This is a genomic window from Coprococcus hominis (ex Arizal et al. 2022), from assembly GCF_040094675.1.
In the GTDB taxonomy this organism is placed as follows: Bacteria; Bacillota; Clostridia; order Lachnospirales; family Lachnospiraceae; genus Coprococcus_C; species Coprococcus_C hominis.
The window spans coordinates 141,037-152,498 of the sequence record NZ_JBBNHG010000019.1; the positions used below are offsets into that span (position 1 = coordinate 141,037).

General features: G+C 44.5%; 9 protein-coding genes. 8 read left to right on the forward strand and 1 reads right to left on the reverse strand.

Going from position 1 to position 11,462, the window contains the following annotated elements; all coding sequences use genetic code 11:
• Positions 1-16: 16 nt before the first annotated feature.
• Complete coding sequence (gene metF, locus AAAT93_RS01625) at positions 17-871, forward strand: methylenetetrahydrofolate reductase [NAD(P)H] (RefSeq protein WP_021985644.1); 855 nt, start codon at positions 17-19, stop codon at positions 869-871.
• On the opposite strand, the gene AAAT93_RS01630 is transcribed toward metF, so the two are convergent.
• Complete coding sequence (locus AAAT93_RS01630; RefSeq protein ID WP_227573350.1) at positions 868-3,183, reverse strand: diguanylate cyclase domain-containing protein; 2,316 nt, start codon at positions 3,181-3,183, stop codon at positions 868-870. The two genes, metF and AAAT93_RS01630, sit on opposite strands and share 4 nt — an antisense overlap.
• A 229-nt stretch (positions 3,184-3,412) precedes the next feature.
• Here AAAT93_RS01630 and purM point away from each other — a divergent pair, with 229 nt between their 5' ends.
• The 7 genes from purM to radA all read left to right on the forward strand — a co-directional run bounded on the left by purM (position 3,413) and on the right by radA (position 11,160).
• A complete protein-coding gene (purM, locus tag AAAT93_RS01635) occupies positions 3,413-4,438 on the forward strand; it encodes a phosphoribosylformylglycinamidine cyclo-ligase (RefSeq protein ID WP_021985642.1) in 1,026 nt (341 codons plus the stop codon).
• Complete coding sequence (purN, locus tag AAAT93_RS01640; protein WP_021985641.1) at positions 4,432-5,025, forward strand: phosphoribosylglycinamide formyltransferase; 594 nt, start codon at positions 4,432-4,434, stop codon at positions 5,023-5,025. Before purM ends, purN begins: the two co-directional genes overlap by 7 nt.
• Positions 5,026-5,052: 27 nt before the next feature.
• Positions 5,053-6,324, forward strand: a complete 1,272-nt coding sequence (gene purD, locus AAAT93_RS01645; protein WP_021985640.1) for a phosphoribosylamine--glycine ligase — start codon at positions 5,053-5,055, stop codon at positions 6,322-6,324.
• A gap of 18 nt (positions 6,325-6,342) precedes the next feature.
• Positions 6,343-6,744: a GntR family transcriptional regulator gene (locus tag AAAT93_RS01650; protein ID WP_118734855.1), complete on the forward strand. Its 402-nt coding sequence runs from the start codon at positions 6,343-6,345 to the stop codon at positions 6,742-6,744.
• Entirely contained in the window at positions 6,741-9,176 is a 2,436-nt protein-coding gene (locus tag AAAT93_RS01655) for an ATP-dependent Clp protease ATP-binding subunit (RefSeq protein WP_021985638.1), read from the forward strand. Before AAAT93_RS01650 ends, AAAT93_RS01655 begins: the two co-directional genes overlap by 4 nt.
• Positions 9,177-9,303: 127 nt before the next feature.
• Positions 9,304-9,717 carry a hypothetical protein gene (locus AAAT93_RS01660; RefSeq protein ID WP_021985637.1) on the forward strand — a complete coding sequence of 138 codons (414 nt, stop codon included), beginning with the start codon at positions 9,304-9,306 and terminating at the stop codon, positions 9,715-9,717.
• Between the two features lie 84 nt (positions 9,718-9,801).
• Positions 9,802-11,160, forward strand: a complete 1,359-nt coding sequence (gene radA / locus AAAT93_RS01665; protein ID WP_021985636.1) for a DNA repair protein RadA — start codon at positions 9,802-9,804, stop codon at positions 11,158-11,160.
• Positions 11,161-11,462 lie beyond the last annotated feature (302 nt).

Genomic DNA, 11,462 nt, shown 5'->3' on the forward strand with positions numbered 1-11,462 from the left:
ACAAAAGGAGAATGACATGATACAGGAAAAGGAACATAAGGGCGTCGTATTTTCGTGTGAGGTTTTTCCGCCAAAGCGTGATGATGACATCTATCAGATTTATAAAACACTGGATGAGATTAAGACATTGAAACCGGATTTTATCAGTGTGACTTATGGTGCCGGTGGTAGTAACAGTAAGAAAACGGCAACGATTGCAGCGTATATTCAGAATATCTGTGAGGTGGAAGCGCTTGCGCATATGACAGCGGTCGGTATGGATGAAGCAAGCCTTCGTGCATTGCTGTTTGAGTTAAAAAAGAAAGGCGTGGAGAATATTCTGGCATTGCGTGGCGATAAGCCGAGAACAATGTCACAGGAGGAATTCGACCAGCGCTATTTTAAGTATGCAACCGATCTGATTCCAGAGATCAAGAAAAATGGAGATTTCTTTATCGCGGGTGCCTGCTATCCAGAGGTACACCCGGAGTCTAAGAATCAGGAAGAGGACATCCAACATTTGAAACAGAAGGTAGATCTGGGATTGAACTGTCTGATCACACAGATGTTTTTTGATAATAACGCATTTTATTCTTTTATGGATAAATTGGAGAAAGCGGGCATTGATATTCCGGTGCATGCAGGTATTATGCCAGTGACAGCGGCAAAGCAGCTCGGTACGAGTGTAACGTTGTCCGGCTCTTCGGTTCCGGTAGAAATGAGTAATATGATCGCAAAGTACGGCGAGAATCCAGAAGATATGAAGAAAGCCGGCATTGAATATGCCGTGAATCAAATTCTGGATCTCAAGAAACACGGCGTTGCCGGCGTACATATTTATTCGATGAATAAAGCAGATGTGACAAAACAAATTTATGAAGCCAGCTTTTAAACTGGCTTCAATACGTCTTTTCGTTTATTTTTCTTGTGTTCATACAGCGATTCGTCTGCCTGATGCAGAACATCCTCGATGTTCAATGTCGGGTTACAGATGAAGGTAGAAACACCCAAACTGATATCGACATAATACGGCTTTCCGTTCGTCTCGTTGAGATGTTCGGAGAGCGCTTTTATTTTGCTGCACAGATGATCCGGTGTGTGTGGATCGTCTAGGAAGCAAAATGCTACGAACTCATCGCCGCCGATACGTCCGATGACGTCGTCAGTGTCGAAGCTCTGCTGCAGGATCTGGGCAATGCTCTTGATTGCATAATCGCCATTTTTGTGTCCGAAGCGGTCATTGACCTGCTTTAGATTATCCATATCAGCAAACAGTAGCATAGCAGGTTTTCCTTCGTTGTAGGAAGAGTTGACAAGGTGCTGTACACTGTCTAAGAATCCGCGACGGTTGTTAATGCCGGTCAGACCATCTGTGATTGACAGTTTGTTTAATAACTTGTTTTTTTCACTCAGCTCAGATGCGGAGCTGGCAAGCTTGCTCTGGGTAAGAAGCTGCTGCTTCATCAGAGAAATAAAGTTCAATGAAGTTGCAAGCTGTAAACTGTTTGGATAGATATTCTGGAAATGCTCGATGCCAATCTCGCCGACGAACAATCCATATTGGATATTATTTGTAAACAGTGGCGTGATCACGAGGGTACGCCGACGGTCATAGGACGTGTACTGGTTGAAGAATAATTTATCCGAAGAAATCAATCGGTCGTCCCCGCTTAAGTATACGGTTTTTCCGTTATTGTTGCATGCCTGAAGATAAAGGTTCTTTGGAATCTTCCATGAACCGTCAGACATCAGCATGACTGGATCTTCATAGATGTACATATAGGAGCTTATAAAATGTGCATCCTGTAATTTATCCATGATGAGACGGAAGCAGGATTCCTCGTCGTCACTATATGTCAGTGTATCTCTTGTGATGTACATAGAGGACCACACAGCCTTTTTGTGATCGTGAATCGTGTTATATAAGGTGCTTGACGATTTTGCCAGCATATCAGAATAAAGCTGGTTGAATAACCGCATAATCTTGCACCGGTTGTTGTCATCCACGAGGGAACAGAGCAACTGATTCAACTCGCGTATCGCATGAGTGAGCTTGTCGTTGCTGAAGTACAGGTCGACAAAGTCTGTGGCAATCAAGGCCAGCAGACTACCGGAAATAGCGGCAGCGTCAAATGCCATGGAACCATCCGCAACCGGCTTTAAAATGAGTTCCAAAGGTTCTGAGAACCGCTCAATCAGTTCCTCGTAGTAGAAATTGTCTTTGTAATCATCAAAGAGATAATTTAAGACATAATTTTTGGCTTTCTGCAGATCGTTGGCTGCAAAAACGGAAGTCAGCTCCTTGGCTTTGTTTAATTTATAATTGCCGCAGCCACACGAAGAACGAACGATCAGGCTGGAACTTAAAATACTTGTGCTTGTACTTCCGTGGTCGAGTAAATTCAATACTTCGTATACGGCATGGTAGCCCATGTCGATGATATGGTTATGAACGGTTGTAAGTGGTGGATCTAATACCAGTGCAGCAGGGGCATCATCGTAACCAGTCACAAGAATATCCTTGCCAATTTCCAGTCCCCTTGCTTTGATGGCGTTGTAACCGCCGATTGCCATCGAATCGTTTGCGAAGACGATCGCTTCCAGATCCGGGTTTGCATCCAGCAGATTATTTACAATATCCTCAGTAAATTCTGAGAAATTTCCATACACAATACGGTCTTCTTCTACCGGAATGTTATGATCCATCAGAACCTGGCAGTAGGTATCCAGACGTTCTTTTGCGTCTGCGTTTTCTCTTCTTCCGCTGACAAAACCGATTTTTGTCTTATGATGTTCGGTGATCAGATGCTCGATTGCCTGCCGCATGCCGGTACGACCTTCTGTATACAGATATGGGTAGCCTGGAACTTCAATCTCAATCGTGAGGATTGGAATATTGAAATTCTTCAAAAATGCAATCATATCGTTTTCTGACAGGAAGCTTCCGATTGAACCAATCGAAACGATCAGGGCATCCAGTGTATGCTTGGATGCATAATAAAAAATAGAATTATACTGGTAGTCAAACCGCGCATTTTTCGGATCATTATATGATGCGTTCATATACATGCCCGGAAAGACGATCAGATTAACGTCAAGTTCTTTTGCTGCATAATCGACACCTTTACAAACCTCGTAAGCATAGTCGTTATCCAGATGACAAGTGAAAAAACCAATGTTTAGCCGTTTGTTGCTTTTCTTCATGAAATTATTACACCCCCGAAAGTCTTTATCGCGGCACAGACCCTGTGCACAAAGACCTGATAATAAAATAGTAACACCCACTTATAAAAGTAGCATATATACGCTGAAAATTCAACAAAATCCGACATAAAAAATACACATTTTCAAGGTTTACAAACTGTTCTATATCGACTATAATTATCGGGTATGAAAAGAAGACAGGGTTCGCCCAAAACAGGAGGATAAGATTATGGATTACAAAAAAGCTGGCGTTGATATCGAGGCAGGTTACAAGTCTGTAGAACTGATGAAAGAGCATATCAAGAAGACGATGCGAAAAGAAGTGCTGACCAACATTGGTGGATTTTCCGGAGCATTTTCATTAAGCACGATAAAGGATATGGAAGAGCCGGTTTTGTTATCCGGAACAGACGGCTGTGGAACGAAAGTAAAGCTTGCGATGGTGATGGATAAGCATGATACAATCGGTATTGATGCAGTTGCAATGTGCGTCAATGATATTGCCTGTGCAGGTGGAGAGCCATTGTTCTTCCTGGACTATATTGCATGCGGAAAGAATTATCCGGAGAAGATCGCAACGATCGTCAGCGGTGTCGCAGAAGGCTGTGTACAGTCAGATGCTGCACTGATCGGTGGTGAGACCGCGGAGCATCCGGGACTGATGCAGGAGGATGAGTACGATCTTGCAGGATTTGCAGTTGGTGTTTGCGATAAGAAGGATATGATCACAGGACAGAACATCAAGCCGGGTGATGCGTTGATTGGTATTGCATCAACGGGTGTACATAGCAACGGATTCTCGCTTGTCCGCAAAGTATTTGATATGACAAAGGAAAGCCTTTCTACCTATTATGATGAACTTGGAACAACACTTGGAGAGGCATTGCTTGCGCCGACAAGAATCTATGTGAAGGCACTTCGCGGTGTGAAGGATGCTGGTGTGACAATCAAGGGCTGTAGCCACATCACAGGTGGTGGATTCTATGAGAATATTCCACGTATGCTGCCAGACGGTATTGTTGCAAGCGTGAAGAAGGACAGCTATGAAGTACCAGCAATCTTCAAGCTTCTTGCAAAGACTGGCGATATTGAAGAAAAGATGATGTACAACACATATAATATGGGTATTGGTATGGTACTTGCCGTAGATGCTGCCGATGTAGATAAAACACTTGCTGCTTTGGAGAAGACTGGCGATAAGGCATGGGTGATCGGTGAGACAAAGGCAGGAGAAAAAGGAGTCGAATTATGCTAAGAGTTGTCGTGTGCGTGTCCGGTGGCGGAACGAATCTGCAGGCAATCATTGATGCTGTTGCAGATGGTACGATCACGAATACAGAGCTGGTCGGTGTGATCAGCAACAATTATGGTGTGCGCGCATTGGAACGTGCAGAGAAAGCAGGTATTGATGCAAAGGTTGTATCCCCGAAGGATTACGAGAACCGTGCGGCATTTAATGAAGGACTGCTTACCACAATCCGGGCATATAAGCCGGATCTGATTGTACTTGCGGGATTTTTGGTTGTGATTCCGGAAGCTATGATCGAGGAATATGAGAATAGGATTATCAACATTCACCCATCCCTGATTCCATCGTTCTGTGGAACCGGGTATTATGGATTGAAGGTGCATGAGGCAGCACTTGCCCGTGGCGTTAAGCTGACCGGTGCAACCGTGCATTACGTGGATAAGGGAACGGATACCGGCCCGATTCTTCTGCAGAAAGCAGTCGAAGTAAAACCGGAAGATACACCGGAGATTCTGCAGAGACGTGTGATGGAAGAGGCGGAGTGGAAACTACTTCCGGCAGCTATCAATATGATCGCAAATGGTGAAGCATAGGAATAGAACCGAATAAAGGAGGAAATCATGAAAGTACTTATCGTAGGTGGCGGTGGCAGAGAGCATGCCATTGCATGGAAGTGTAGTCAGAGCAAACGTGTGACAGAGCTTTATGCAGCTCCTGGAAATGCAGGTATTGCACAGCTTGCAACCTGTGTAGATATATCGGTAATGGATGCAGAGAAACTGGTTTCATTCGCAAAGGAAAAGGAAATTGATCTTGCAATCGTCGGACCGGATGATCCGCTTGTTGCCGGTGTTGCAGATGCTTTTATGGATGCTGGAATCCGTGTGTTTGGACCAAGAGCCAATGCAGCAATTATCGAAGGATCGAAGGCATTTTCCAAGGACCTGATGAAGAAGTATGGAATCCCATCTGCAGCCTATGAGACATTTGATAATGCAGATGCGGCACTTGCATATTTAGAGACAGCCAAGATGCCAATCGTACTGAAGGCGGATGGTCTTGCACTTGGCAAAGGTGTGTTGATCTGCAACACTCTTGAAGAGGCGAAGGAGGGCGTCAAGACATTGATGCTCGACAAGCAGTTTGGCTCTGCCGGAGATAAGATTGTTATTGAAGAGTTCATGACAGGACGGGAAGTATCCGTACTCTGCTTCTGCGATGGAACGCATATCAAGCCGATGGCTTCTGCACAGGATCACAAGCGTGCGAAGGACGGCGATCAGGGACTTAACACCGGAGGTATGGGAACATTCTCACCAAGCCCATTCTATACAGATGATGTAGACAAATTCTGCAAGGAACATGTCTACCAGAAGACAATGGATGCGATGAAGGCGGAGGGCAGAGATTTCACAGGAATTTTATTCTGTGGTCTGATGCTGACACCAGATGGCCCACGTGTGCTGGAGTACAATGCGAGATTTGGCGATCCAGAGGCACAGGTCGTACTTCCACGTATGAAGAACGATATCATTGATGTGATGGAAGCCTGTATCGATGGCAAGCTCGATGAGGTAGAGCTGGAGTTTGACGAGCAGGCAGCGGTCTGCGTTGTTCTCGCATCAGACGGATATCCGGAGCATTATGACAAGGGATTTGTGATTGACGGTCTGGATACATTTAAGGATAAAGAAGGATACTATGTATTCCATGCAGGAACTAAACAGACAGATAAAGGAATTGTAACAAATGGTGGCCGTGTATTAGGTGTGACAGCGAAGGGAAAGACATTGGTAGAGGCACGTGCGAACGCATATAAAGCAACAGAATGGATTCAGTTTGAGAACAAATATATGCGACATGATATTGGTAAGGCCATCGATGAACAGTAATTAGGAAGAAGGAATTTTATGTTCATTGAACTTGATTTTAACAGCAACGAGGCAATTTATATGCAGTTGCGGAATCAGATCATACTGGGAATTGCACAGGATAAAATCAAGAATGGTGAGTCGTTGCCGTCTGTTCGGCAATTGGCGGAAGATATCGGTGTGAATATGCACACAGTAAACAAAGCATATGCATTACTTCGAAATGACGGATATCTGAAGCTTGACCGTAGAAAAGGAGCTGTTGTCTGCGTGACGGTAGATTCGCGCAAGGAACAGCTCGAAAAGGTCAATCTGGATATGCAGATGCTGGTTGCGGAGGCAATATGCAAAGATATCAGTCTTGCTGAAATGCACCAGATTATAACGGATATGTATAAAGAATTTGGCGACATTGCAAACGGAGGTAACAAAGAAACATGAGACTGGAATATACAGAGCAGGCACAGGAGGTGCTTGCTGTGATGGAGGAGACTGCCCATCAGATGAAGTTCAGCTATATCGGTACCGAGCATCTGCTCTATGGTATGCTAAGCTGTCCGTGGGTGACTGCGTGGAAGATTCTCGCGGAGAATGGGGCAGACGAATCCTTTGTTTTAAAATATCTGGAACAAAACAGTGGAACGAAGAAGATAAAGACACTTGTGTATTCAGATAAGCTGAATACACTTTTGGAACAGGCAGAAAAAGAAGCGGACAGGCTGCGTAACGAGAAGATCGGTACGGAGCATATTTTACTTGCTATTTTAAAATCCGAAGATACACTTGCCATCAAGCTTTTAAACTCGATGGCAGTCAATTTAAAGAAAACCTTTGTGGACACATTAGTGGCACTTGGTATGGATATGACACAGGCAAAACGGGAGCTTGGCGCATTAAGCAACCCAAAGAACAAGAAGAAATCCTCATTTCCGACTTTGGAGCAATACAGCCGTGATCTGACGGAAGCAGCACGGGAAGACCGGTTAGATCCTGTTGTTGGCAGAAATGCAGAAGTGGAACGCGTGATGCAGATTCTGTGTCGCCGTATGAAGAACAATCCATGTCTGGTTGGAGAACCGGGTGTTGGTAAGACCGCAGTTGTAGAGGGACTGGCACAGATGATCGCATCTGGCACAGTACCGGAGATTCTCGCAGACAAGCGTATTTTGAGTCTGGATTTGTCTGGTATGGTGGCAGGTTCGAAATATCGTGGAGAGTTTGAGGAGCGTATCAAACGTGTGATCGCGGAAGTGCGTGCTGCTGGAAATGTAATTTTATTTGTGGATGAACTGCATACGCTGATTGGCGCAGGTGGTGCCGAGGGCGCGATGGATGCGTCTAATATCCTGAAGCCGGCATTGTCCCGTGGCGAAGTGCAGATGATTGGTGCGACGACGCGGACAGAATACCGGAAGTATATCGAGAAAGATGCAGCGCTAGAACGGCGGTTTCAGCCAGTTTATGTGGAGGAACCGACGCGTGAGGAGACGATTGCCATCTTGCAGGGCTTGCGTAGCAAGTACGAGGAACATCATGGGGTAACCATTTCCGATGATGCGTTAGAGGCGGCAACGGATTATGCAATCCGTTATATCAATGACCGGTTCCTGCCAGATAAGGCAATTGATCTGATCGATGAGGCAGCTTCGAGAAAGAAACTCGGCATTTTTGCAGGAAATAAGACGGCGAAGAAGGCAGAAGAGACACGCCATAATCTGGAAGAGGCGCTGGAGGCTGCGCTTGCAGAGGGCGATATCGAAGCGGCACAGGCATTGAAGAAGGATCTGGATAAGACAGATAAGAAAATCGAAAAGACCAAACATAACATGCGTGAAAAAGAGCAGGAACAGATGCTTGTGACAGAAGAGGATGTCACGGATGTTGTTTCTGTATGGACAAAAATCCCGGTCAGCAAGATTACTCAGACGGAGTCTCAGCGGTTGTTGAAGCTGGAAGAGATTCTGCATAAGCGTGTGGTGGGACAGAATGAGGCGGTGGAAACTGTGGCAAAGGCAATCCGCCGTGGCAGAGTTGGCTTGAAAGATCCGAAGCGTCCGATTGGATCATTTTTGTTCCTTGGACCAACTGGTGTTGGTAAGACAGAATTGTCTAAGGCACTTGCGGAAGCGATGTTTGGCAATGAAAATGCGATTATCCGTGTGGATATGTCTGAATATATGGAAAAACACAGCGTATCGAAGATGATAGGTTCGCCTCCGGGCTATGTCGGTTTTGAAGAGGGTGGACAGCTTTCCGAACAGGTACGGAAGAATCCATATTCTGTAATTTTGTTTGACGAGATTGAGAAGGCACATCCGGATGTGTTTAATGTGCTGTTGCAGGTACTCGATGATGGACGTATCACAGATTCACAGGGAAGAACCGTGGATTTCAAGAATACGATCATTATTATGACAAGTAATGCCGGTGCACAGCGTATCGTTGATCCGAAGAAATTGGGATTTTCTAACGTAGAAAATGCAGAGTCCGAGCATAAAGATATGAAGAATAATGTCATGGAAGAGATTAAGCGGATGTTCAAACCAGAATTTCTGAACCGTATTGATGACATTATTGTATTCCGTGCACTCTCGAAAGAGGATGTCAAGGGAATTGCTGCGCTTATGCTGAAGGAACTGAAGAACCGTCTGGCAAAACAGATGGATATTACACTTACCTACGGCGACACAGTGAAGAACTTCATTTTCGAAAAAGGCTACGACAAGAAATATGGAGCAAGACCACTGAAACGGGCAATTCAAAATAATATAGAAGATTCTCTGGCGGAGGAAATTCTGTCCGGAAAGATTCAGGCATCCGACAAGGTAAGCATGACCGTGGTGGATGGCAAAGTTGTGTTCACAAAAAAATAATAATTTTGTACAAATTCCACGTAAGATTTTGTAGAAATTCATGTAAAATTGTTGTATAATGAAAAAGAATTGAGCAAGAACGAATTCGAGATACGAAATTATAAAATACAATACGGAGGAACAGAATATGGCAGTGATTGATGAACTGATCCGCGAAGAAGAGACAGGAGCCTTGAGCTTTGGTAATTTTGCACTGGCAACAAAGACAAAGAAGGATGGCTTCCAGTATCAGGGCGATAGCTATAAGATTAAAACTTTCCGTGAGATTACGAAGCTGGAAAGAAATGGAATGTTTGTATATGAATCCGTACCTGGTACAGTTGTACATGACTTCCGCGCGACAGATAAGGCAGTGAATTTTGTGGTAGAAGGCGAAGAAGATTCCCAGATCACGCTGGAGTTAGAGGCTGAGAAGGAATACAAGATTCATATTGACAAGGTATATGTTGGAAAGATGAAGACAAACCTTGGTGGCAAACTGAATCTGAGTGTAGAGCTGGAACCAGCTAAGATGGTAGATATTCTTGTAGAGAAAATCTAATTCGATGAAATGACAGGGCTGTCGCACCGGACATGATATGTTATGTCTGGTATGGCAGCTCTTTTGTTGTATAAGGAGAAATCAATGGCAGCAAAGGAAAAACAGATATTTTTTTGTAAAGAATGTGGATATGAGTCTGCAAAATGGCAGGGACAGTGTCCGGGATGCCGTGCGTGGAATACATTTGTAGAAGAAAAGGTGAAAGTTGGTGTCAAAGGAGCGGTGAAGCAACCGAAGGATGCAGTCAGTCCTATGGGTATTTTGCAGGTGACAACGGCGGAGGAAAGCCGCGTGCAGACCGGTATGCGGGAACTTGACCGTGTGCTCGGTGGAGGTATCGTCAAGGGCTCTCTGGTGCTTGTCGGCGGTGATCCCGGAATCGGAAAATCAACCATCCTCTTACAGATGTGCCGCAATCTGGTGCATCAGAATGTAAATGTACTCTATGTCTCTGGGGAGGAATCGCTGTCGCAGATCAAGATGCGTGCAGAACGGATTGGCGTATTTGAGAAGGATATGCTTCTTCTGTGTGACAATGACATGGATAATATTGAGCGGGTAATTACGAAAAGCAATGCAAGCGTGGTGATTATTGATTCTATACAGACCATGGTCGTAGAAGAGGTTGGATCGGCACCGGGTACAGTGACACAGGTGCGCGAAGTGACGGCAAGACTGATGCAGGTAGCTAAGCAGTATGGAATTGCGATCTTTATTGTCGGACATGTCACAAAAGAAGGAAATGTGGCAGGTCCACGTACATTGGAACACATGGTAGATTCCGTCTTGTATTTTGAAGGTGACCGGAATCATGGGTTCCGTATTTTGCGTGGTGTGAAAAACCGATTTGGCTCTACGAATGAGATTGGCGTATTTACCATGACAGAAAAAGGATTGGAGGAAGTTGATAATCCTTCACAGGCCCTCCTAAATGGACGCCCGCAAAATGTATCCGGCTCTGTTGTTGTATCTTCCTTAGAAGGAACACGTCCAATTCTGGTAGAATTGCAGGCACTTGTCTGCCAGACGAATTTTAATATGCCGCGGCGTACATCGGTAGGAATTGATTATAACCGCGTGAATCTGATCTTGGCGGTCATGGAAAAACGTGTCGGCATGAACCTGTGGGGGTACGATGCATATGTCAATATTGCTGGTGGTATGAAAGTAAATGATACTGCTGTTGATTTAGGCGTTGCGTTTGCGATAGCATCCAGCATGAATAATAAAGTTGTGCCAAGTGATACGATGATTATCGGGGAGATTGGACTTGCCGGGGAGATCCGAGGTGTCACAAATGTCCTGCAGCGAGTGAAGGAAGCCGACAAGATGGGATTCGCAACCTGTATTATTCCGAAGTCCAATTATGATAAAGCGATGGATAAGCTCAATGTAAAAATCCTATGTGTATCGACGCTGGTAGAGGCTCTTTCTCTGCTTTGATGGGGGCTTTGAAAAAGGCACTTGGAAGCAACTAGAAAAAATTCAAAAAAATTCAAATTAGCTGTTGACATTCTAAAAATGAAGTGATATTATAAGCAAGCTGTCGCTGATACGACAGCAAAAAACACCATTCGATATCACGTTTTGAAAATCAAAAAGTTGAAAAAACTTCTTGACAAAGACACAACAAAGTGATATTATAAGGAAGCTGTCGCTGAGGACAGCAAACAACGAACCTTTGACAAATTAATAACATGTTAACCCTGAAAATTTCTTTAAGATATTTTCAAGGATTTGATACA